Origin of the sequence: Blautia sp. HCP28S3_G10, from assembly GCF_052065235.1 — a bacterium.
In the GTDB taxonomy this organism is placed as follows: Bacteria; Bacillota; Clostridia; order Lachnospirales; family Lachnospiraceae; genus Blautia_A.
Genome location: NZ_JBQHUL010000032.1, coordinates 23538 through 46048, shown reverse-complemented (window position 1 = coordinate 46048; position 22511 = coordinate 23538). Strand labels below are relative to the sequence as shown.

Annotated in this window: 17 protein-coding genes and 1 riboswitch; of the genes, 3 read left to right on the top strand and 14 right to left on the bottom strand. The window is 41.6% G+C overall.

From position 1 onward, the window contains the following. Positions 1-230: 230 nt before the first annotated feature. From ptsP to ACTNB8_RS12520, 10 genes are all read right to left on the bottom strand, one after another. Complete coding sequence (ptsP, locus tag ACTNB8_RS12565) at positions 231-1859, bottom strand: phosphoenolpyruvate--protein phosphotransferase (RefSeq protein WP_441055199.1); 1629 nt, start codon at positions 1857-1859, stop codon at positions 231-233. Between the two features lie 21 nt (positions 1860-1880). Further along, positions 1881-2138, bottom strand: a complete 258-nt coding sequence (locus ACTNB8_RS12560; RefSeq protein ID WP_441055197.1) for an HPr family phosphocarrier protein — start codon at positions 2136-2138, stop codon at positions 1881-1883. Positions 2139-2170: 32 nt separating this feature from the next. After that, positions 2171-3007, bottom strand: coding sequence for a PRD domain-containing protein (locus tag ACTNB8_RS12555; RefSeq protein ID WP_441055195.1), 837 nt, complete (start codon positions 3005-3007; stop codon positions 2171-2173). A 27-nt stretch (positions 3008-3034) separates the two neighbouring features. Beyond that, positions 3035-5212: a glucose PTS transporter subunit IIA gene (locus tag ACTNB8_RS12550; RefSeq protein ID WP_441055193.1), complete on the bottom strand. Its 2178-nt coding sequence runs from the start codon at positions 5210-5212 to the stop codon at positions 3035-3037. A gap of 408 nt (positions 5213-5620) precedes the next feature. Then, positions 5621-6232 (bottom strand): NUDIX hydrolase, encoded by a 612-nt coding sequence (locus ACTNB8_RS12545; protein ID WP_441055191.1) that lies wholly within the window; start codon positions 6230-6232, stop codon positions 5621-5623. A 59-nt stretch (positions 6233-6291) separates the two neighbouring features. Continuing rightward, positions 6292-6927 (bottom strand): ECF transporter S component, encoded by a 636-nt coding sequence (locus tag ACTNB8_RS12540; protein WP_441055189.1) that lies wholly within the window; start codon positions 6925-6927, stop codon positions 6292-6294. A gap of 117 nt (positions 6928-7044) precedes the next feature. Continuing rightward, a riboswitch (FMN riboswitch) is annotated at positions 7045-7199 on the bottom strand. Between the two features lie 799 nt (positions 7200-7998). Continuing rightward, positions 7999-8979 (bottom strand): ABC transporter permease, encoded by a 981-nt coding sequence (locus ACTNB8_RS12535; protein ID WP_441055187.1) that lies wholly within the window; start codon positions 8977-8979, stop codon positions 7999-8001. Positions 8980-8991: 12 nt separating this feature from the next. Then, complete coding sequence (locus ACTNB8_RS12530) at positions 8992-10068, bottom strand: ABC transporter permease (protein ID WP_441055185.1); 1077 nt, start codon at positions 10066-10068, stop codon at positions 8992-8994. Continuing rightward, a complete protein-coding gene (locus tag ACTNB8_RS12525) occupies positions 10061-11599 on the bottom strand; it encodes an ABC transporter ATP-binding protein (RefSeq protein WP_441055183.1) in 1539 nt (512 codons plus the stop codon). The genes ACTNB8_RS12530 and ACTNB8_RS12525 overlap by 8 nt, the downstream gene beginning before the upstream one ends. Positions 11600-11783: 184 nt before the next feature. Further along, complete coding sequence (locus ACTNB8_RS12520; RefSeq protein WP_441055201.1) at positions 11784-12929, bottom strand: BMP family ABC transporter substrate-binding protein; 1146 nt, start codon at positions 12927-12929, stop codon at positions 11784-11786. Positions 12930-13389: 460 nt separating this feature from the next. Between ACTNB8_RS12520 and ACTNB8_RS12515 the strand changes: the two genes are divergently transcribed. The 3 genes from ACTNB8_RS12515 to ACTNB8_RS12505 all read left to right on the top strand — a co-directional run bounded on the left by ACTNB8_RS12515 (position 13390) and on the right by ACTNB8_RS12505 (position 16280). Continuing rightward, positions 13390-14457 carry an ABC transporter substrate-binding protein gene (locus ACTNB8_RS12515; RefSeq protein WP_441055181.1) on the top strand — a complete coding sequence of 356 codons (1068 nt, stop codon included), beginning with the start codon at positions 13390-13392 and terminating at the stop codon, positions 14455-14457. Positions 14458-14560: 103 nt separating this feature from the next. Continuing rightward, on the top strand, positions 14561-15487 hold the full coding sequence (locus ACTNB8_RS12510) for an ABC transporter permease (RefSeq protein WP_441055179.1): 927 nt from the start codon (positions 14561-14563) through the stop codon (positions 15485-15487). Beyond that, a complete protein-coding gene (locus ACTNB8_RS12505; RefSeq protein WP_441055177.1) occupies positions 15480-16280 on the top strand; it encodes an ABC transporter ATP-binding protein in 801 nt (266 codons plus the stop codon). The genes ACTNB8_RS12510 and ACTNB8_RS12505 overlap by 8 nt, the downstream gene beginning before the upstream one ends. A 663-nt stretch (positions 16281-16943) precedes the next feature. Here ACTNB8_RS12505 and ACTNB8_RS12500 read toward each other — a convergent pair. The 4 genes from ACTNB8_RS12500 to ACTNB8_RS12485 all read right to left on the bottom strand — a co-directional run bounded on the left by ACTNB8_RS12500 (position 16944) and on the right by ACTNB8_RS12485 (position 22503). After that, the gene (locus tag ACTNB8_RS12500; RefSeq protein WP_441055175.1) at positions 16944-19097 is read right to left on the bottom strand and encodes a Tex family protein; all 2154 of its coding nucleotides are present in this window, start codon (positions 19095-19097) and stop codon (positions 16944-16946) included. A 62-nt stretch (positions 19098-19159) separates the two neighbouring features. Then, positions 19160-19951 carry a DUF975 family protein gene (locus ACTNB8_RS12495; protein ID WP_441055173.1) on the bottom strand — a complete coding sequence of 264 codons (792 nt, stop codon included), beginning with the start codon at positions 19949-19951 and terminating at the stop codon, positions 19160-19162. Between the two features lie 56 nt (positions 19952-20007). Then, positions 20008-21216, bottom strand: a complete 1209-nt coding sequence (locus tag ACTNB8_RS12490) for an aspartate kinase (protein WP_441055171.1) — start codon at positions 21214-21216, stop codon at positions 20008-20010. A 72-nt stretch (positions 21217-21288) separates the two neighbouring features. Next, on the bottom strand, positions 21289-22503 hold the full coding sequence (locus tag ACTNB8_RS12485) for a homoserine dehydrogenase (protein WP_441055169.1): 1215 nt from the start codon (positions 22501-22503) through the stop codon (positions 21289-21291). Positions 22504-22511 lie beyond the last annotated feature (8 nt).

The following is a 22511-nucleotide window of genomic DNA, read 5'->3' as shown; positions in this document are numbered from 1 at the left end:
TGAAAAACTCCAATCTATCAAAAATCGCATGTGAATTATAGTGAATTACTCCAACTCGCAAAGGGCTGGAGTAATTTTATATCTGACCGCATCATTATTTGGCGGTTACATATGAAAACGATTTTCATTTTGATTTTTTTGTAAAAAAATCCCCAGTCAGTTATCCACCAACCAGGGTTGAAATTTTAGTGCTATCCACCAAAACTACTATTTGTTATGTGTAAAACAAGTTATTCTTCCGTCTTCATCTCTCTCACAATCTTGCGTAGTTTCAGAACCATAGACGGTGCAACAGAAAGCTCGTCAAGTCCCATACGTACAAACTGCTCTGTAAGTGTTGCATCTGCGCCAAGCTCGCCACAGATTCCTGCCCATTTGCCACATTTATGTGCATTATCCACTACCATCTGGATCATCCGGAGAATGGCTTCATGATGTGGATTATAAAAATCATCCAGTTTTTCATTCTGACGGTCAATAGCCAGTGTATACTGGGTCAGATCGTTGGTTCCGATACTGAAGAAATCTACCATCTCTGCCAGTCTGTCACTGATCATAACTGCTGCCGGAGTCTCGATCATAATACCCTGTTCCGGAATCTTATACTGAATCTCCTGTGCTTTCAGTTCTTCTTCAACTTCTGCCACAATTTCGTAGATTCTCTTCACTTCTTCAGTAGAAGTGATCATTGGATACATTATGGACAGATTGCCATAAACTGCCGCACGAAGAAGGGCACGAAGCTGGGTTTTGAAAATATCCGGCTGTTTCAGACAGATACGGATCGCACGATATCCCATGGCCGGGTTATCCTCGTTTCCAAGATTAAAATAATCCACCTGTTTGTCAGCACCGATATCCAGTGTACGAATGATAACTTTTTTACCTGCCATCATCTGTACAGCCTGTTTGTATGCCTGAAACTGTTCCTCTTCTGTCGGGAAATCATTTCTTCCGAGATACAGGAATTCACTTCTGAAAAGCCCGATACCACCCGCATCATTTTCCATAACATAACCAATATCTCCTACGCTTCCGATATTGGCATAGATGTTAATTTTATGTCCGTCAAGGGTAATATTTTCTTTACCCTTCAGTTCCTGAAGAAGTTTCACTTTTTCTTCTTCTTCCTGCATTCTTGTAACAGTTTCAGCCTTCACGTCTTCGTCCGGGTCAAAAATCACCTGTCCCTGAAAGCCATCTACTACAGCTGTCATACCCGTATGAAACTCATCAAGATCCATCGAGACTCCGATCAGTGCCGGAATATTCATCATACGCGCAAGGATGGCTGTATGAGAATTGGTGGAACCATGTACAGTCACAAACGCAAGAATCTTGTCTTTGTCCATCTGAACTGTTTCACTCGGACTTAAATCATCTGCTACGATAACAGACGGCTCAATGGAGCTCAGGTCTGTGTCTTCCTGTCCGCTCAGATTACGAACAAGCCGTTCTGAAATATCTTTAATATCAGCAGAACGTGCTTTCATGTAGTCATCGTCCATTGCTGCAAACATTTCAGCAAAATTATCACCTGTAACTGCTACTGCATATTCTGCATTAACCTGCTCTGTCTGAATCATATTCTGGATAGCTTCCAGATAGTCTTCATCTTCGATCATCATCTGATGTACTTCAAAGATCGCTGCACTTGCTTCTCCAACTTCTTTGACCGCTTTATCATAAAGTCTACCAAGCTGCTCCTGAGACTTTGTTACAGCCTCAGTCACACGCTTTGCTTCTGCATCCGGATCTTCGATCCTGGTTCTTTTTACCTGATAATCATTTTTTTTCAGGACCACAACAGGTCCCATGGCAATTCCCTTATATACGGATTTCCCCTGAAAACGCTGCATCTTTTTTCCTCCGGAATTTAATTACAGATTTGATTCAAAAAATTCTTTCAGTGCTGTGATAGCTGCATCTTCGTCTGCGCCATCAGCTTCAATTGTTACTGTATCTCCCTGTTTTACACCCAGAGACATAAGCATCATAAGCTGTGTCAGTTTTTTTGTTTTGCCATCTTTTGTGATCGTGCATGCTGATTCAAATTTCTTTGCTTCTTTTACAAGAAGTCCTGCCGGTCTTGCGTGGATTCCCAGTTCGTCTTTAATTGTGTAATCAAATGTTTTCATAGTTGTATTCTCCTTTTCTTTATAATAGATTTTTATTCCTGTTCTTCACGGTCCATCATACGTTCCATATGCATTGCCAAATATCCGATCTCAATCTCTTCCATTGGCAGTTTCAGACTTGTTTCCATTTCCTCGCAGATTTTCTTTGCAGCCTGAAATGCTTCCGGAAACTTCACTGACATATAATCGTTGATGTTCATCTTCAACTTTTCACCATTTACTGCCCTGGCTACCATATAACGGATATGATTCATAAGACGGTTGTAGGATAAAGACATTACATCTATCTTGTGTCCGGTAACATTTTCCACCAGGGAAATACTGTCACGGACTGCTCTCGCAACTTCCATGGCCTGTGAGACATTTTCTTCTACAATTGCCGAGTGAACATGAAGCGCAATATAACCAATCTCATGTTCATCTATATCTATCTGAAGTCTTTCTTTCAAAAGATTTCTGATACAGGCGGCAATTTTGTATTCTTTATAAAACATGATACGTATATCATCTGTCAGCGGATTGCTGATCTGTTCACCATTCTGAATACGGCGGATAGCAAAATCCAGGTGATCTGCCATAGGAAATACAATAGAACGATCAATCTTTCCAAATTCCTTTTCTGCCTGATCCAGCACCGCACTGGCCAGTTCCAGACTGACCGGCGAAACTCCCTGTACAATTGCCCTGGCATTACCTCTTTCTGTCAGCTTTGTCAGAGAATAAATGTGGGTATCTTCTGCCGGTTCAACACGCTGCCCGGGTTTTTTACCAAATGCGATGCCCTTTCCCATTACCAGATATTCCTGATTACTGTTCTCTTCAACTCCAATAAATGAATTATGATTCAGTGTTTTTGCTATCCTGTACATTCTTTTTCCCTGTGATGAGGCAGAGTTTTACTGAAGAACTTCTATCTCAAACAAAGGTTCTCCTGCTTTTACCGGGCCATCTTTAAGAAGGTGGATCCTCTGGTTATCCTCCAGTTCTGTGCAAAGAACCGGTGATGTAACAGACGGTGCATGTTCTTTCAGATAATCCAGATCAAGTTTCAGCATCGGCTCACCTTTTTTAACAGTCTGACCGCTTTCCACCAGTGCCTCAAATCCCTCTCCGTTCAGTTTTACAGTATCGATTCCTACATGGATCAGAAGACTGATCCCGGAATCTGTTATAAATCCAATTGCATGTTTTGTATCGAATACAAAAGCAACTTCTCCGTCTTCCGGAGCACGTACATAAGGATCTTCTGGTGTTACCACTGCTCCATCACCCATCATCTTCTGTGCAAAAGCCTCATCCGGTGCAGTTGAAAGATCTGCCGCAATACCTGTGATCGGGCTTGAGATAATGATAGTTTCCTTTATTTCCTGGCTGCCTGTTTCCTCTGTCTGTTTTTCTTCTGCTGCTTCAGCAACAGCTTCTTCTGTCTCTGCATATGTGTTTGGAGCTTTTTCCAGGTAATCCTCTAAGTTTGATTTTATCACAGTTACATTCGGTCCGTAAATGACCTGAACGGCATTTCCTTTATGAATTACACCGGAAGCACCTGTAGATTTCAGAATTCCGTCATTTACTCTGTCTGCTTCATGAACAGTACAACGAAGTCTTGTTGCACAACAGTCCACATCTGCAATATTTTTCTTACCACCAAGACCTCCGGTGATCATTTCACTGAGCGTATCTTCGGAGACTGCACCATCAGAACTCTCAACGTTCTGTGCTTCTTTTCTTGCATTTACATCTGCTTTTGTATAAAGTTTAACTTCTTCATCGTCATCTTCACGTCCCGGTGTCTTAAAATCGAACTTTTTGATCATAAATTTGAAGATAAAGTAATATAAGAAGAAATAAATAATACCAACCGGAATAACTCTTATCCAGCTTGTCTTGGCATTTCCCTGGAGGATACCAAACAGGAAGAAGTCAAGAAGCCCACCTGAGAAAGTAAGTCCTACTGCGATGTTTAGCATATGTGCAAGCATATACGCCGTACCTGCAAGGACAACCTGTACTGCGAAAAGTGCCGGAGCAACAAACAGAAATGAGAATTCCAGAGGCTCAGTAATACCGGTTGCCATACATGCCAGTGCTGCGGAAAGAAGAAGACCGCCTGCTGCTTTTTTCTTCTCAGGTTTGGCACACTGATACATTGCAAGTGCTGCTCCCGGAAGGCCGAAGATCATGAAAATAAATTCTCCGGAGAAATATCTTGTGGCATCTGCGCTGAAATGTGCGATATTTGCAGAATCAGCAAGCTGTGCAAAGAAGATATTCTGTCCACCCTGTACCATCTGTCCTGCAACTTCCATTGTCCCACCTACAGCAGTCTGCCAGAAAGGCATGTAAAATACATGATGCAGTCCGAACGGAATCAGTGCTCTCTTAATGAGACCGAAAATAAGTGTTCCAATATAACCGGAACCAGTTACAAGACCACCAAGTGCATAAATGCCATTCTGCACTACCGGCCAGATAAAGTACATTGCAATTCCTACAAACATGTACACGATTGTAGAAATAATCGGTACGAAACGTGTACCACCAAAGAATGAAAGTGCATTTGGAAGCTGAATTCTGTAGAATCTGTTGTGCAGTGCAGCCACACCAAGTCCTACAATAATTCCGCCAAACACGCCCATCTGCAGTGACTGGATACCACATACAGAAGTGATAGTTCCTTCCAGAACTGATCCGGCAATTTCACCATTGTCAAGAATCTGACCTGTAATTGTCAGCATGGCATTAATCGCAGTATTCATGACAAAATACGCAATAACTGCTGACAGCGCAGAAACTTCTTTTTCTTTCTTTGCCATACCAATAGCAACACCAACTGCAAAGATCAGTGGCAGGTTGTTAAATACAGCACTTCCGACACTGTTCATGATCATCAGCAATGCATGAAGAATAGTGCCTTCCCCCAGTATCTTTGTAAGTCCATAAGTTTCAAGAGTTGTTGCATTTGTAAAAGAACTTCCGATTCCCAGTAAAAGTCCGGCTACCGGAAGGATTGCGATAGGGAGCATAAAGCTTCTTCCTACTCGCTGCAGAACACTAAAAATTTTGTCCTTCATTTTCCTTACTCCTTGTGTAGTTTTGTTAGTTCCTGTTCACAGTAACTATTATACTTTACAAAGAGTGTTTAAGGGATTTATGTATCCAGCCGGCCTGCTATACTTCGGTTGTTACTGTTCACTCCGTTCACAGCAACTTGGTCAAAATCCATTCCAAATCACCTTCGGTGATGGGATTTTGCCCCGTATGTCTCGGGATTTTGCCATATTCATGGCAAAACACCTCGCGGGATATTACCTGTGAACAATTACCTTCGTTTTACATAAATCAATCAAAGCACAAAAAAAGAGACACTAACCCACATAAACAATCTTTGTTATGTATAGTTAATGCCTCCTGAAATCGAGTTACACACTACAACTGTAGTTGACTATAACACACGAAAATCCACTTTGTCAAGACGGTTTTTATAATTCCTGCAGAAATGCAAATGGATCTTTATCTCTGAGAAAATGCATCAGCATATAGGCACATGGTATCGCCACATTTTCTTCTCTGAGGATTCTTTTTACCTCATCTCTGTCTGCCAGAACTACTTCTATCTCTTCTGAATCTTCCTGTGCTGCCTTGCTGATCTCACCACTGGCGTATCCATAAACTGCGGCACATGATTCATCAGTCAGCCCGATTGTCGGAAAGAACGGTTTTTCAAAAGCCGGATTTACCTCAAGTGGCTCGAATTTCAGCCCTGTCTCTTCGTACATCTCACGGACTGCTCCATCATGAAAATCTTCTCCAGGCTCCACAAGTCCTGCCGGGAATTCATAAATATAGTCACCTATTGTATAACGGAACTGACGTATAAGAACTACTTTATCTTTTTTTTCTCCATATATACTGTAAATAATCACTCCATCTGGTTTGTTCACTCTGGTTTTGATTTTCATGCTCTCTGTATCTTTTGCCCTGGAAGCCACGTAGTAGGATACTGGCGTATTATGCACGCTGGTAGCATCTACATGATACAGATTCACGAAGCGATTGTCTGTAAGTTTTTCTACTTTATGGATTTTTCCCATGAGTTTTCCTTCTTTCTGATATTATGGGCTGCTGAAAACAGTCATATTCTGCACCCTGATCAGTCGCCTTTCAGGACTACACGGATTCTTTTGTAAATAAAGAATACGATTACGGAAGTAAGAATGTATTTAAATAAGTTAAATGGAACAATAATAAGTGCCACAAAACCAAGAAGACTGTTTACTGAAGAATGCACTGCTGCACCCATTTCGATAAATGCCTCAATTGGCATACCAAATGCCTTACCGTAGGCCGGAAGCAATACATATGCATTCATCAGGCATGCTGCTGCTGTTGTAAGGACTGTTCCAACTGCCATTCCCATTACTGCATGCTTGCGGCTCTTTACATTGTGGAAGCGATAAAGGATTCCTGCCGGTACCACGAATGTACATCCGAAGATAAAGTTGGCAAGATCACCAACTCCCGCTGTAAGGGTTCCTTTTGTTACCAGATGCACCAGGATTTTTACCAGTTCGATAATTACGCCTGCCAGTGGTCCCATTGCAAATGAACCTACCAGTACAGGGATTTCTGAGAAATCCAACTGATAAAAGGATGGTGCCAGGAATGGAATCGGAAACTCAAAGTTCATCAAAACACCTGCTACAGCACCCAGCATTGCTATCTGTGTGATTGTTCTGGTGCGGCTCCTCTCTGTTACATTTCCATTTCTTAATACCTGTTCACTCATGCTTGTCTCTCCTTTGAATTATCTTTTTTAAAAGAAAATTCTACGTTTTAATTGCTTTTTATGGCAATAAAAAATCCCGGGAGTTTCTTCCCGGGGTATTGAGCACGTATGAATCAGCGTGTTCTTCTCTCATCCAGACTTTACTGTCGGTTCTGGAATTCTGATTTTATCAGTCACCAGATCAGCCGCTTTGCGCGGGTCGCGGACTTTACCGCCGGTAGGGAATTCTGACTTTTTGTTATTTTATCAGTCACCCTGCCCCGAAGAATTTTCTTTCTCGGGTTATTATATAACTAACTGTGGAGGGATGCAAGAGGGAAGCGAGATTTTTTGCAATTCATGCTTGTATACGATATAAACAACGTAGTGCCTGAGTTTACGCTTGTGCAAAATATACTATGCCAGATTTCGCAAGTTCACGCTTGTGCAAGATATCCAATGCCAGATCTCGCAAATAATGCTTGATTCCTAATTCGATGCATGCGCTTATCTGCTGTCATTCGGACCGAACTCGCTTCGCTCAGACATGGTCCTCTGTGACAGCGCTAGCCTGCATCTCATTAACGGAATCTGCACAGGCATTTGCTCAATTCTGGCATCGGATATCTTTTCAAGCTGTACAGCCCAATTCTTTCTCCGCGCTGTTATCTGTATTTTTCCAAACCATGAATCGCGGGAGTCCCGTTCCCTTGCACCGCTCCACATAAAACCGTTCCACGGTTGGGGCTCCGCGGCGGAACGCCGCTAACTCTATAAAGTACGGTGCAGATTGGGAAACAGTGAAACATTAGAAAAGGATTTCTGAGAAAGTCTCTGGCATGACACAAAAAATAACAGATTTCAGGACGGCAAGTGAGGTTCCGTCGTAAGATCTGTGTCCGTTACTGCCACCGAGGGGCATGTCTGAGCGAAGCGAGTTCGCCCCGAATGGCAGTTAATAAACGGTACACAGATTGCACAGGAACCGTAACGTGTCCGGAAATCTGTTATTCTGAGTGTCATATTAAAAGAACATTTATCAGAAATCCCCTATAAATTTTTATCCTTTTCCCAGTCCTCACCGGGAATTCTTTATCTTTCTTCCCGGAAGTAAGGCAGTCCCAACGCAGCCGGCGGCTGATGTTCCTTCTTCTTTCGGAAGCTGGTAAATACAAGTACAATAATAGTTACCACATACGGCAGTGCCTTGAACACTTCCTGCATACTTCTTCCCAGACCAGGAATATAGAGATACAGAATATAAAGAGCGCCAAAAAGGAAAGCTCCCCAGATTGCATTCAGCGGCTTCCACAATGCAAAGATAACCAGTGCTACAGCAAGCCAGCCTCTGTCACCAAAACCGTTATCTGTCCACGTTCCACCAGAATACTCCATAACAAAGTAAAGTCCGCCAAGTCCCGCAAGTCCTGCTCCGATACATGTGGACAGATATTTATATTTCGTAACATTAATACCTGCCGCATCTGCAGTTCCCGGATTTTCACCGATAGCACGAAGATTCAGACCTGTACGTGTTTTAAAAAGAAATACCGAAAGGATTACTGCCACAACAATACATAAATACGTCATAAAACCATAATTAAACAAAATACCACCAAGTACAGGTATCTTTGATAATCCCGGAATTTTTGCCGTGTAGCCGCTACCTGTAACCTTTACGGAAATCTGACCTACACCACCTGCAAGCTTGGAGATGGAACCACCAAAGAAGTTACCAAAACCGGTACCAAAAATAGTAAGTGCAAGACCGGTTACATTCTGATTTACTCGAAGTGTTATGGTCAGAATACTATAGATGAGACCACCGATTGCCGCACATGCAAATGCACATACAAAAGATATCAGAATACCTATAAAAGCATTCGGATCCGGATTATCTTTTTCATAAAAGAAGGCTCCCATCAGACCGGCAATACCACCCATATACATAATACCCGGAATACCCAGATTCAGGTTACCGGATTTCTCTGTCATGATTTCACCAAGCGCACCATAAAGAATACAGATGCCCTGGACTATTGCTTTCTGGATAAAAATAATCAGTACACTCATTGCATCTTCCTCCTATTTCTTTGCACGCTCAACTCTGTAATTGATAAAGAATTCTGCTCCGATCAGGAAGAACAGAATAATTCCAAGAATAACATCAGAAGCGTTCTCATTCAGTCCGTACTGTGTTGCGATCTGAACTGCACCCTGATTCATAAAAATAATACCAAAAGAAACAGCAACCATGATAAATGTATTAAACTTGGAAAGCCATGCAACAATGATTGCTGTGAATCCACGACCTCCTGCTGTCGCAGTAGAAATTGTATGGCTCGCACCGCTTACAATAACAAATCCTGCGATACCACAGATTGCACCGGAAATAGCCATGGTACGGATAATTACTCTTTTAACATGAATACCTGCATAACGTGCAGTATTTTCACTTTCACCAACCACTGCGATCTCGTATCCCTGTTTACTGTATTTCAGATAAATAAACATAATTACTGTAAATGCAAGTACGATCACAAGGTTCCATCCATATTTCTGTCCAAACAGTTCAGGCAGCCAACCTGCCTGTGTTGCCTGATTAATAATACCAACTGTATTGGAGCCTTTTGGATTTTCCCAGAAAACAATACAGTATGTAACAACCTGCATTGCCACATAGTTCAGCATCAGGGTAAAAAGTGTTTCGTTTGTATTCCAGTATGCTTTGAAAACAGCCGGAATCATTCCCCAGATAAGACCGCCCAGGGCACTTGCCACAAACATTACCACCAGCAGAGCTACTGTCGGCATTTTGTCACCTGCATAAATCATAATAGCTGCTGAGCAGGCGCCACCGATCAGTATCTGGCCTTCTGCTCCGATATTCCAGAAACGCATTTTGAATGCCGGTGCCAGACCAATGGAAATACATAACAGTACCATTGTATCACGGAGAGTCATCCAGACACGTCTCTCTGATCCAAGTGCACCGTCCCAGATTGCTTTATATACATCTAGCGGATTCATTTTTACAAGAGCAACAATAACACCCGCACAGACGATCAGCGCCAGAACAAGCGCAATAAAACGGATTCCCAGTCTTTTCTGCCAGCTGATATGCTCTCTTTTTGACATTTTTAAGAAAGGTTCCTTATGCATTCTGTTCCCCTCCTTTTTCATGTTTCGTCATAAGAAGTCCAATTCCCTCTTTTGTTGCAGACCTTCCATCAACAATACCGCTGATGCAGCCACCGCAGAGAACCGCAATTCTGTCGCAGAGTTCCAGAACAACATCAAGATCTTCGATTACACAGACAACTGCAACCCCATTCTTTTTCTGTTCATTCAGAAGTTCATAAATAACATGAGAAGTATTTACATCCACACCTCTTGTAGGAAATGCAACCAGAAGAACTTTCGGGTTCTGGGCAATTTCTCTTCCTACCAGAACTTTCTGTACATTTCCACCGGACATCTGGCGTACCGGAGCAGAAATACTTGGAGTCATAACCTCAAGTTTATCTTTAATTTTCTGCGCCAGTACACGTGGCCCTTTACGATCAAGAAAAGGGCCTTTTCCATTACGATAGCTCCGGATCATCATGTTATCTGTCATATCCATATCACCGACAAGTCCCATACCAATACGGTCTTCCGGAACAAATGCCAGGCTGATTCCCGCTTCATTTATTGCAATGGAATCCATTTTTGAAAGTTCTTTTTCATTGCCCTTTTCATCGATCAGCTTAATACTTCCACTTTCGACTTCCTGAAGACCTGCAATGGCTTCCAGCAGTTCTTTCTGACCACTTCCTGAAATACCGGCAATACCAAGAATCTCGCCTGAATTAACAGTCAGATCTACATCATCGAGCGTCTTGACACCTTCTTTGTCTTTGCAGTTCAGACCCTGGATACAAAGACGCTTCTGCACATTTTCCGGTTTCGGGCGGTCAATATTGAGGTCAACTTTGTTTCCTACCATCATATCTGAAAGACTCTGTACATTCGCCTGAGATGTTTCTACAGTGTCAATATACTGACCTTTACGGAGGATTGCCACACGGTCGGAAAGTGCGAGCACTTCCTGAAGTTTATGTGTGATAATAATAATTGAACAGCCATCGTCTCTCATATTTCGAAGAATGTCAAAAAGTCTGTCCGCTTCCTGTGGAGTCAGTACAGCAGTCGGCTCATCAAGAATCAGAATCCTTGCGCCTCTGTAAAGCATCTTGACAATCTCTACTGTCTGCTTCTGAGAAACTGACATTTCATATATCTTCTGTGAGAGATCCAGGTCAAATCCATATTTATTTACAATCTTCTGGATATCCTCAGTTACCTTTTTCATATTAAGCATCTGTTTGCCAGGAAGCCCCAGCATAATATTTTCCGCCGCTGTCAGTACATCAACCAGTTTAAAATGCTGATGTACCATTCCGATTCCCAAGGCAAAAGAATCTTTTGGTGAACGTATTGTAACTTCTTTTCCATCTACAAATATCTGTCCTTCATCCGGATAATAGATTCCATAGATCATATTCATCAGTGTTGTCTTACCACTTCCGTTTTCTCCAAGGATCGCAAGTATCTCAGATTTTTTCAGTGTCAGATCTACATGGTCATTTGCAAGAACAGAGCCAAAACGTTTGGTAATATTTTTAAGCTCAAGTGCATATTTTTCTGCCACTTCCATTCCCTCCTTGTCTGTAGTCACACAGGTGTAAACAGTTAATGTTCACCGCACTCCTTATTCCTGTGAATATCAACTGTAAATGTGCTTTTTTGTATCATGGATCATATACAGTGCTTCCAGACATTTCCATCATACAAAAAAGCAGAGCTGCTGACAAGCAGCCCCGCCTGAGTATTCATTATTCTGTGATAGATGTAATTCCGTCAATTGCAATGTCAAATGCCGGAGCAGAACCATATTCTGATTCATGGAAATATCCGTCAGAGATATATTCTGTATCGCTTCCATCTTTCTTATAAGTAGTAAGTTCTTTACCATCTACTGTGAATGTAGAAGTGTCAAATACATGAAGAGAACCATCGCTGAGTGCATCTTCTACTTCTTTAACCTTTTCATCTGTTCCTTCTGCTACAACTTTTTCGTTGAGAGGTGTGATTTTATCTGCCCCATCAGCGAAGCCCTTGCACCAGTCAGTGTCAATTTCTGTTCCATCAAGCATGCACTGTACTGCATATGTATAATATACACCCCAGTCCATAGATGCAGATGTGAGTGCTGTATTCGGAGCTACAGATGTCATGTCAATGTTGTAACCTACACAAGGAACACCGGCTGCTTCGCAGGCTGTCGGAGCACCTGTTGTGTCTGCGTGCTGGCTGATCAGTACACATCCGTCAGAAATCAGAGCATCTGCACATTCTTTTTCAAGGTCAAAGCTTGCCCAGCTGTTGGTGTATTTTACTTCCATTGTAACGGAAGGGCATACACTCTTTGCACCAAGGTAGAAAGAAGTATAACCGGAAATAACCTCTGCATACGGGAATGCACCAACATAACCCATTTTGCAGTTATCTTCTGTAATAGTTCCGTCATCGATCATTTCATTCAGTTTAAGGCCAGCTACAACACCGGAAACATAACGTGCTTCATAAATGTTTGTAAAGTAGTTATGCATATTGGAAAGTCCGCTTGATGCTGCCTGTGTACCTGTTGCATGACAGAACTGAACATCCGGATATTCTCCGGCTGCTTCAAGGATATAGCTTTCATGTCCGAAGCTGTTTGCAAATACAATCTGACATCCCTGATCTGCAAGGTCTGCTGCTGCATCAAAACATCCCTCATCTTCACCTACCAGAGTTTTCTCAATAACCTGAGAATCATCGATGCCAAGATTTTCTTCCATTTCATCGATACCTGCCATATGAGCTGCGGAATAACCTTCGTTCTCATCACCAATATAGATGATACCAACCTTGAGATCTTCTTTAGCAATACCGTCTGCTGCATATACAGGAGCTGTTGCTGACATAGAAACTGCCATTGCTGCTGTAAGTCCGATTACCAATGCTTTTTTCATTTCTTCTTCCTCCATTTCATGTGCTGTTCCATGTTTGCTGAACAAAAGAGGCGCAACATTTAATGATTACGCCTCTTTGCAAGTACTTTTACTATACATAACCAGTTTTGAATTGTCAATAAATATAAAAAAATCGCACTATCTTTTTGACAGTCCAAATTTTTTTGTATTATATAGGATGATATTTGGTCAAAATCCATTCCAGATCACCTTCGGTGATGGGATTTTGCCCCGTATGTCTCGGGATTTTGCCATATTCATGGCAAAACACCTCTAGAGTTATTACCTGTAAACAGTTACAATGCCAGAATATTTTAGCACAATAAAGTCGCAATACTTCTTGACTTCCATGCGTTAAAGCGGTATACTGAAACAAGTTTAATGATTCTTATGAAAAGAATTAAAATTCAGGAGGAAATAAAATATGAAAAAGCAGATTTTAGCAGGCGTTCTGTCTGCAACAATGGTAGTTGGCATGGGAGGTGTCAGCGTTTTTGCAGCAGATGACAAAGCAGACGATAAAACATACAACATCGGTATCTGCCAGCTTGTACAGCATGAAGCTCTCGATGCTGCAACACAGGGATTCAAAGATGCGATTACAGAAGAACTTGGTGACAAAGTAACATTTGATGAGCAGAACGCACAGGGCGATTCCAACACCTGTTCTACAATCATTACAGATTTCGTTTCTGATGGTGTAGATCTTATCCTTGCAAACGCAACTCCTGCGCTTCAGGCAGCTGCAGCAGGTACTACAGATATCCCGATCCTTGGTACTTCCGTAACAGAATATGGTGTTGCTCTTGATCTTGATGATTTTGACGGAACAGTAGGTGGAAACATCTCCGGTACTTCAGACCTTGCTCCACTGGAAGATCAGGCTGCAATGCTGAATGAACTCTTCCCGGATGCAAAGAATGTAGGTCTTATTTACTGCTCAGCAGAGGCAAACTCCCAGTATCAGGTAGATACAGTTAAAGTAGCTCTTGAAAAATTAGGATACACCTGTGAATATTATGCATTCTCAGATTCCAATGACCTTTCTTCTGTAGCAACAACAGCAGCATCTGAGAGTGATGTTATCTATGTTCCTACAGACAACACAGTTGCAGCTAATACAGAAATCATCAACAACATCTGCCTTCCGGAAAAAGTTCCGGTAATCACTGGCGAAGAAGGTATCTGCGAAGGATGCGGTGTTGCTACTCTTTCCATCAACTACTATGATCTTGGTGTTGCTACCGGTAAAATGGCACTCAAAATTCTTGTAGACGGTGAAGACATTTCTACAATGCCTGTTGAATATGCACCTCAGTTCACCAAAGAATACAATCCGGAAATCTGCGAAGAACTCGGTGTAGAAGTTCCTGATGACTATGTAGCAATCGGTGCTGACGCAGAAGAAGAAAGCGATGATTCTTCTGAAGAAGCTGATGCAGCAGCAGAAGAAAATACAGAAGAAGCTGACACAGAAGAGGCAGCTGAATAATATCAGTATAACCCCGACAATATTTAACTAAAAATTCAAATCACTTTTTACAGCGGGAAAGGATATCCTTTCTCGCTGTCTGTGTTAATCAGGAGGAACTGAAATGAACATAATAACTTTAGTAAATGCACTTCCAGGTGCTGCGGCCCAGGGTCTTATCTGGGGTATTATGGCAATTGGTGTCTATCTTACTTTCCGTATTCTGGATGTCGCCGACCTTACTGTTGACGGTACTATGTGCACCGGAGGTGCAGTCTGTGTCATGATGCTGATGAGCGGACACAGCATGTTCGTATCTATGATTGCTGCCACTGCAGCAGGTATGCTGGCCGGACTTGCAACCGGAATTTTTCATACTTTCATGGGTATTCCTGCAATCCTTGCCGGTATTCTTACACAGCTTGGTCTTTATTCTGTAAACCTTAAAATCATGGGAAAAGCCAACCAGGCTGTAAACGGAAACAAATACAATCTCCTTGTTTCCCTTCGTAATGTAAAAAATGTTCCATTCTATCAGAATACAATTCTTATTGTAGCTATTTTTATTGTTGTTCTTATTGCAATACTATACTGGTTCTTCGGAACGGAACTTGGATGTTCCCTCCGTGCTACCGGATGCAACCCGAATATGTCACGTGCACAGGGTATCAATACTGACGTCTGCAAAGTACTCGGACTTATGATCTCCAACGGTCTTGTTGCTCTTTCCAGTGCACTTCTCGCACAGTATCAGGGATTTGCCGACATTAACATGGGACGTGGTTCTATCGTTATCGGTCTTGCCGCTGTCATTATCGGAGAAGCTGTTTTCGGACGAATTTTCCGCAATTTTGCTCTCCGTCTTCTCAGTGTGGCATTTGGTTCTATCCTTTATTATCTGGTTCTCCAGACAGTTATCTGGATGGGAATTGACACAGATCTTCTGAAACTGCTTTCTGCACTTGTTGTTGCAGTCTTCCTTGCAGTTCCACACTGGCAGAGTAAATACTTTGCAAAACCTACCAAACGGGGAGGAAACAAAAATGCTTGAGTTAAAAAATATCTATAAAACTTTCAATCCTGGAACAATCAATGAAAAGGTCGCTCTTAATGGATTGAATCTTACTTTAAATGAAGGGGATTTTGTTACTGTTATCGGTGGTAATGGTGCCGGAAAATCAACCATGCTGAATGCAGTAGCAGGAACCTGGTTTGTTGATAATGGTCAGATTCTTATTGATGGTACAGATGTCACAAAATTACCGGAACACAAAAGAGCTGCTTATCTTGGCCGTGTTTTCCAGGATCCTATGACCGGTACTGCCGCAACTATGGGAATTGAAGAAAACCTTGCACTTGCAAAACGTCGTGGTAAATTCCGTTCTCTCCGTGCAGGTATTACCAAAGCAGAACGTGACGAATACAGAGAACTTCTTAAAGTTCTTGGTCTTGGTCTTGAAGATCGTCTTACTTCCAAAGTTGGTCTTCTTTCAGGTGGACAAAGACAGGCTCTGACACTTCTGATGGCGACTTTAAAGAAGCCGAAGCTTCTGCTTCTGGATGAGCACACAGCAGCCCTTGACCCGAAAACTGCTGCAAAGGTTCTCGAGATCACAGAAATGATCGTTAATCGTGATCACCTTACTACTCTTATGATAACTCATAACATGCAGGACGCTATTGCTCACGGAAATCGTCTGATCATGATGATGGAAGGTAAGATTATCCTTGATATCCAGGGTGAGGAAAAAAAGAAACTGACCGTACGAAACCTGCTGGATCAGTTTGAAAAAGCAAGCGGACAGGAATTCTCTAATGACTCCGCTCTCCTGAGCCGGAATTGATATTTGATTTTTGCAACTGAAAATTGGAATATCACGCAACAGAAATAAAGATACCCTGTCATCAACAAGCTTCGGAATCATGAAATTCTAAAGAAATACAGTCAACTGTTAAATTCATAAATAAAAAAAAACAACTCGCTACGCTCAAACAGTTTGTTTTTCATTTATAACACAGTTTCCTGATTTCTAAGAATTTCTATAATTCCTGCAGAGCGTTGATGACAGGGTATCTTTTTTCTGTTGCTGAAATTGGCAATATGTAGATTTCATAATTTATAAGTATATTCCGGCTCAGAAATCGCTCCGTACACAGAATTCCAGCTTGCGGACCACGCGCACCGCAGGTGCGCTGACAAACGCCCCACAACTCCATGACAGGTAAAATATAGCTTAATTGTATTTTCTGTCTTGTATACACAAAAATCATCCATATTTCTCTGTGCAGTGCGGCCTGTGAAGGAATTTGCAGAAATACTTGAAATACAGGTTTTTGCGTTGATACAGAAAACGGATTGTCTGAATCGCAAAGCGATGAGTTTGACGTTTTCTGTATTGCTTTTAGCAAAGTTCTGTATTTCTTAGTATTTCCAGATTCCTGAACCTTAGCGCTGTCCAGAGAAAATATGGATGATTTTATAATATAAGCATTAATTCAATTTCTAACTATTTGATTCCCTTCATGGAAAGGCTTATTCTCTTCTTTTTCATATCTACTCCGATCACTCTGACGTCAACCACATCTCCAACACTCACTGCCTCCAGCGGATGTTTGATATATCTTTCTGTCATCTCGGAAATATGAACCAGTCCATCCTGATGTACTCCGATATCCACAAAAGCACCAAAGTCAATAACATTTCTGACGGTACCCTTCAGAATCATTCCTTCTTTCAGATCTTTCATATCCAGTACATCTGTACGAAGAACAGGTTTGGGCATCTCATCTCGAGGATCACGGGCAGGTTTTTCCAGTTCTTTCACAATATCACGGAGTGTGATTTCTCCAATTCCCAGTTCTTCTGCCATTTTCTTATAGTTCTTAATCTGGCCGGAAATTCCGGTAAGTTTTCCTGCCGAAATATCTTCCAGGCTATATCCCAGTTTTTCAAGAAGTTTCTGAGCAGCATCATAGCTTTCAGGATGTACACTTGTTGCATCCAGCGGATTTTTTCCACCTGTAATACGTGCAAAACCTGCACACTGTTCAAAGGCTTTCGGTCCAAGCTTGGCAACTTTAAGAAGCTGACGGCGGCTTTCGAATCTGCCGTTTTCTTCCCTGTACGCTACGATGTTCTTCGCAATAGCTTTACTTATACCGGAGATATACTCCAGAAGTGACGCAGATGCTGTATTCAGATCCACACCGACCTTATTTACACAGTCCTCAACGACTCCGCCAAGAGCTTCCCCCAGTTTTTTCTGATTCATATCATGCTGATACTGACCAACACCAATAGACTGTGGATCAATTTTTACCAGTTCAGCCAGAGGATCCTGCAGACGTCTGGCAATAGAAGCTGCACTTCTCTGTCCTACATCGAAATTCGGGAATTCTTCTGTAGCCAGCTTACTTGCTGAATATACAGATGCACCTGCTTCATTTGTAATAACATACTGAACCTTTTCCGGAATTTCTTTCAGTAATTCTACTATAATCTGTTCAGACTCTCTGGAAGCAGTTCCATTTCCAAGTGAAATCAGAGAAATGTTATATTTCCTGATCAGTTTTTTCAAAGTTTCTTTTGCAGCACGGATTTTGGCATCTGTAGTAGGTGCTGTAGGATAAATGACTACAGTATCCAGAACTTTTCCGGTAGGATCTACAACTGCAAGTTTACATCCGGTACGGAATGCCGGATCCCACCCCAGAACAACTTTTCCTACGATTGGAGGCTGCATGAGAAGCTGTTCCAGATTTTTTCCAAATACATGGATTGCACCATCTTCTGCTTTTTCTGTGAGATCACTGCGGATTTCTCTTTCGATAGCAGGTGCGATCAGACGTTTGTAACTGTCCTCTACAACTTCTTTCAGGACCGGTGTTGTAACCGGATTTTTCTTTGTTATGACCTGTCTCTCCAGCCAGCCGATAATCTCATCTTCCGGAGCATTGATTTTTACAGTAAGGAATTTCTCTTTTTCTCCACGATTCAGTGCAAGTACACGATGACCAGCCAGCTTTTTTACAGGTTCTTCAAATTCATAATACATTTCATATACAGAAGATTCCTCAGGATTTTTTGCTGCTGATATAACAGAGCCCTTCTGCTGAGTTATTTTTCGAATATAAATACGATAATCTGCTTCATCTGAAATATGCTCTGCAATAATATCTTTTGCGCCATTTATGGCATCTTTTGCCGACTCTACACCCTTTTCTTCTGAAATAAAGGCTGACGCCTCTTCTTCCAGAGGTTTCTGTGTCATCTGAAGCGTAATGATATTTGCAAGCGGTTCCAGGCCTTTTTCCTTCGCAATAATAGCTCTTGTACGTCTCTTTGGACGATACGGACGATACAGGTCTTCTACAACAACCAGTGTCTGGGCAGCAAGAATCTGCTTTTTTAACTCTGGTGTAAGTTTCCCCTGTTCCTCAATGCTTGTAAGAACCTGATTTTTTTTGCCCTCCAGATTTCTCAGATAAAGAAGTCTCTCATGAAGAGCACGAAGCTGTTCATCATTCAGAGAACCTGTTGCCTCTTTTCGATATCGGGAAATAAACGGGATTGTACAGCCCTCATCGATCAGCTTTATGGCAGCTTCCACCTGCCATTTTTCAACATTAAGTTCCTTTGTTATTACCTGAATAATATCCATTTTTTCCTCCAGTTGTCTCTGATTATTCGTAACTGTCCGATACTCTCTCAGTTACAATTATTCTATGCTTCTGAATTGTAATCGTCATAGTTGCAAAATTCTGTTTCTTCTGTCTGTGGTCCGGCTGATTCTTCATTAAATTCTCCCATAATATCCATATAAAATGCTGTTTCGGTCATATACATATATGGAAGAAGCCACAAAAGTCCTATATACATAGTGAATACTGACAAAATCAGTAACGGAACAAAGCTCAGCATCATTAACCAGTATTTCAGTATATTTCCCTTCATCAGGCGCGCACTGGTTTTTAATGCCTCCATTCCACCCATCTCAGGATCATCTGTAAGAAGATAGAATGTAAGAACAAACGGTACTGTAAAAATCACATTCAGCACAAGACTCAGTACAAACATGGCCATTGTCATCTGCACCCATGCAACCTGCTGTTCCAGTGTACTTCCCTGATCAGTCATATAAACCACATAATAAAAAGGTATCTGTGCGATCATATCAAGTATCGAGACTACAAATCCCGCTATCAGCACACGGTCTGGCTGATTGTGAAACAGATACAAAATATTCCCCAACGAGAATTCTTTTCCTCTTGCTTCATTCAAAAGCATATAGTTATATCCTGTACGAAAAACAATCGCAATCAATGAAAATATAAAGCTGAAAATCTGCCCCAGTGCAAGAGAAAATATTGTATTTCCCGGAAAAAGTTCCACGGACATAATGCTGCCGATAAAACTGACTGCAGCCACAGCCAGCATTCCTGCCATAGATACTCCCCAGTTTCCATTAAGACTGTCTTTTGCGTACCTTTTCCAGTATTTTCTGCTCCTACTCATTATTTTTCCTCCCAAAAAAGTCCACCCCTGAAGTACCAGGGATGGACTTCCATATATCAGTCTGCCAGATTAAATGCGTCATGAACCGCATTCATAGCTCTTACACCGTCTTTTTCATTAATGAGAACGGTTACACGAATTTCAGATGTTGAGATCATATTGATGTTAACGCCCTCATTATAAAGACTTTCAAACATCTTTGCAGCAACTCCAGGATTGCTCATCATACCTGCACCTACAATAGAAAGTTTGGCGATATTTCTTTCTGAATGGATTTCTTTATAACCCAGACGTGCCTGATTTTCTTCCAGTGCAGCCACTGCATCATCCAGATCCTTTCCATCTACTGTAAATGAAATATCCTTTGTTCCTGCACGGCCGATAGACTGAAGAATAACATCTACGTTAATATGTTTTTTTGCAAGAACATCAAATAATTTAAAGGCCATACCAGGAACATCCTTCAAACCTAATACTGCGATTCTTACTGCATCTGTATCAAGAGCAACACCGCTGATCAGCATTCTTTCCACTGTTACTTCCTCCTTTACAACAGTTCCTTCACTATTATTCAGACTGGAACGCACCACAAGTGGTACCCCGTATTTCTTCGCCATTTCCACAGAACGGTTATGAAGCACACCTGCGCCAAGTGTAGCCAGATCAAGCATCTCATCATAAGTAATTTCCTTAAGCTTACGTGCATTCGGAACTTTACGTGGATCTGCTGTGTAAACACCATCTACGTCTGTGTATATCTCACAGGCATCTGCATGGAGTGCTGCTGCAAGAGCAACTGCTGTTGTATCTGAACCGCCACGGCCCAACGTTGTATAATCATCGTATTTGTTAACACCCTGGAAACCAGTAACAACAACAATCTTACGATTTTCCAATTCACGTCTGATACGTTCTGTATCAATTCTCTTCAGACGTGCATTCCCATGAACGCTGGTAGTATGCATAGCTACCTGAAAAGAATTCAGGGACACTGCCGGCACCCCCAGTTTGTCCAGTGCCATTGCCATGAGTGCAACTGACATCTGCTCACCGATTGTAAACAGCATATCCATTTCACGCTTCGGCGGTTTTTCATTAATGTCCTCAGCCATGGTAATAAGTTCATCTGTATATTTTCCCATTGCTGAAAGAACAACAACTACATCGTTACCTTTTTTATATTCTTCCACACATCTGTTTGCCACATTATAGATTCTCTCTTTATTAGCAACAGATGTGCCACCAAATTTCTTTACTATTAACATGATTTCCTCCCGGAACTGTATACTGCCAGTTATAATACACTGTAGCTGATTTCTTTTATTTTATGCAACTTTTCAGTCTTTTACACGAATCATGGTAACAACACTGCCATTAAGTTTTGCAGCCTTTGTTTCGTATTCTCCCTGTTTCATGACAGAAGTTACAAATCCAAATTCTCCCGGGTGCTCTTTAAGATTAACAATTTCAACCTGGTCAAAAACTTCTTTTACCTGTTCTACAGTTGTTCCCTTGACCCTTACAAAGAATCTTCCCTCAACCTGATCCATTGACATCAGTTTCAGCGGTTTGCTTGACCAGTTCGTCATAATATTTCTGTGAAGATGTTTTGCCTCATCCACGACATCTGCAACTACTGCACTTGCTGTAGGCAGTTTTCCTGCTCCACTGCCGTAAAACATTGCATCTCCAAGAACATTACCATGTACAAAAACAGCATTAAATACATCATTTACACTGTAAAGAGGACTGCTCTGTCCAACCAGGAACGGCGCTACCATAGCATAGAAAGAATCTTCACCTACCTTGCGGCTTGTTCCAAGCAGTTTGATCGTCATTCCAAGCTCTGCTGCATACTCCATATCCTCTGGTGTGATATCTGTAATTCCTTCTGTATAAATATCCTCATAATTAAGGAAACGACCATAGGCAAGTGAAGAAAGTATTGCAATTTTACGGCAGGCATCATAACCTTCTACATCTGCTGTAGGATCTGCTTCTGCATATCCCTTTGCCTGAGCTTCTTTCAGCACATCATCAAATTTGCAGCCTTCTGCACTCATTTTAGTCATCATATAGTTGGTAGTTCCATTAAGAATACCAGTTATTTCATCAATTTCATCTGCTGTCAGTGAAGAATTCAGCGCACGAATGATCGGAATTCCACCTCCACAGCTTGCCTCAAACAGGAAATTAATGTTTTTGGAACGGGCAATTTCCATCAGTTCCGGACCATGTTTTGCAACAAGTGCCTTATTAGATGTGCAGACACTTTTGCCTGATTCCAGAGCACGTTTAACAAATGTATATGCCGGCTCAATTCCGCCCATAACTTCAACTACGATATCTACCTCCGGATCATTTGCGATCACTTCATAATCATGTACAAGAACTTCCTGTACCGGATCACCAGGAAAATCTCTCAGATCAAGCACATATTTGATATTTATTTCTTCACCGGCACGTTTATTGATGCTTTTGTGGTTTGTATTGATAACCTCAACTACACCACTTCCTACTGTACCGTATCCTAACACTGCAATATTTATCATATTTTCCT

Bases quoted from the DNA above. Each gene is read 5' to 3' on its own strand.
- ptsP (WP_441055199.1), bottom strand. From the start codon at position 1,859: ATGCAGCGTTTTCAGGGGAAATCCGTATATAAGGGAATTGCCATGGGA.
- ACTNB8_RS12560 (WP_441055197.1), bottom strand. From the start codon at position 2,138: ATGAAAACATTTGATTACACAATTAAAGACGAACTGGGAATCCACGCA.
- ACTNB8_RS12555 (WP_441055195.1), bottom strand. From the start codon at position 3,007: ATGTACAGGATAGCAAAAACACTGAATCATAATTCATTTATTGGAGTT.
- ACTNB8_RS12550 (WP_441055193.1), bottom strand. From the start codon at position 5,212: ATGAAGGACAAAATTTTTAGTGTTCTGCAGCGAGTAGGAAGAAGCTTT.
- ACTNB8_RS12545 (WP_441055191.1), bottom strand. From the start codon at position 6,232: ATGGGAAAAATCCATAAAGTAGAAAAACTTACAGACAATCGCTTCGTG.
- ACTNB8_RS12540 (WP_441055189.1), bottom strand. From the start codon at position 6,927: ATGAGTGAACAGGTATTAAGAAATGGAAATGTAACAGAGAGGAGCCGC.
- ACTNB8_RS12535 (WP_441055187.1), bottom strand. From the start codon at position 8,979: ATGAGTGTACTGATTATTTTTATCCAGAAAGCAATAGTCCAGGGCATC.
- ACTNB8_RS12530 (WP_441055185.1), bottom strand. From the start codon at position 10,068: ATGCATAAGGAACCTTTCTTAAAAATGTCAAAAAGAGAGCATATCAGC.
- ACTNB8_RS12520 (WP_441055201.1), bottom strand. From the start codon at position 12,929: ATGGCAGTTTCTATGTCAGCAACAGCTCCTGTATATGCAGCAGACGGT.
- ACTNB8_RS12515 (WP_441055181.1), top strand. From the start codon at position 13,390: ATGAAAAAGCAGATTTTAGCAGGCGTTCTGTCTGCAACAATGGTAGTT.
- ACTNB8_RS12510 (WP_441055179.1), top strand. From the start codon at position 14,561: ATGAACATAATAACTTTAGTAAATGCACTTCCAGGTGCTGCGGCCCAG.
- ACTNB8_RS12505 (WP_441055177.1), top strand. From the start codon at position 15,480: ATGCTTGAGTTAAAAAATATCTATAAAACTTTCAATCCTGGAACAATC.
- ACTNB8_RS12500 (WP_441055175.1), bottom strand. From the start codon at position 19,097: ATGGATATTATTCAGGTAATAACAAAGGAACTTAATGTTGAAAAATGG.
- ACTNB8_RS12495 (WP_441055173.1), bottom strand. From the start codon at position 19,951: ATGAGTAGGAGCAGAAAATACTGGAAAAGGTACGCAAAAGACAGTCTT.
- ACTNB8_RS12490 (WP_441055171.1), bottom strand. From the start codon at position 21,216: ATGTTAATAGTAAAGAAATTTGGTGGCACATCTGTTGCTAATAAAGAG.
- ACTNB8_RS12485 (WP_441055169.1), bottom strand. From the start codon at position 22,503: ATGATAAATATTGCAGTGTTAGGATACGGTACAGTAGGAAGTGGTGTA.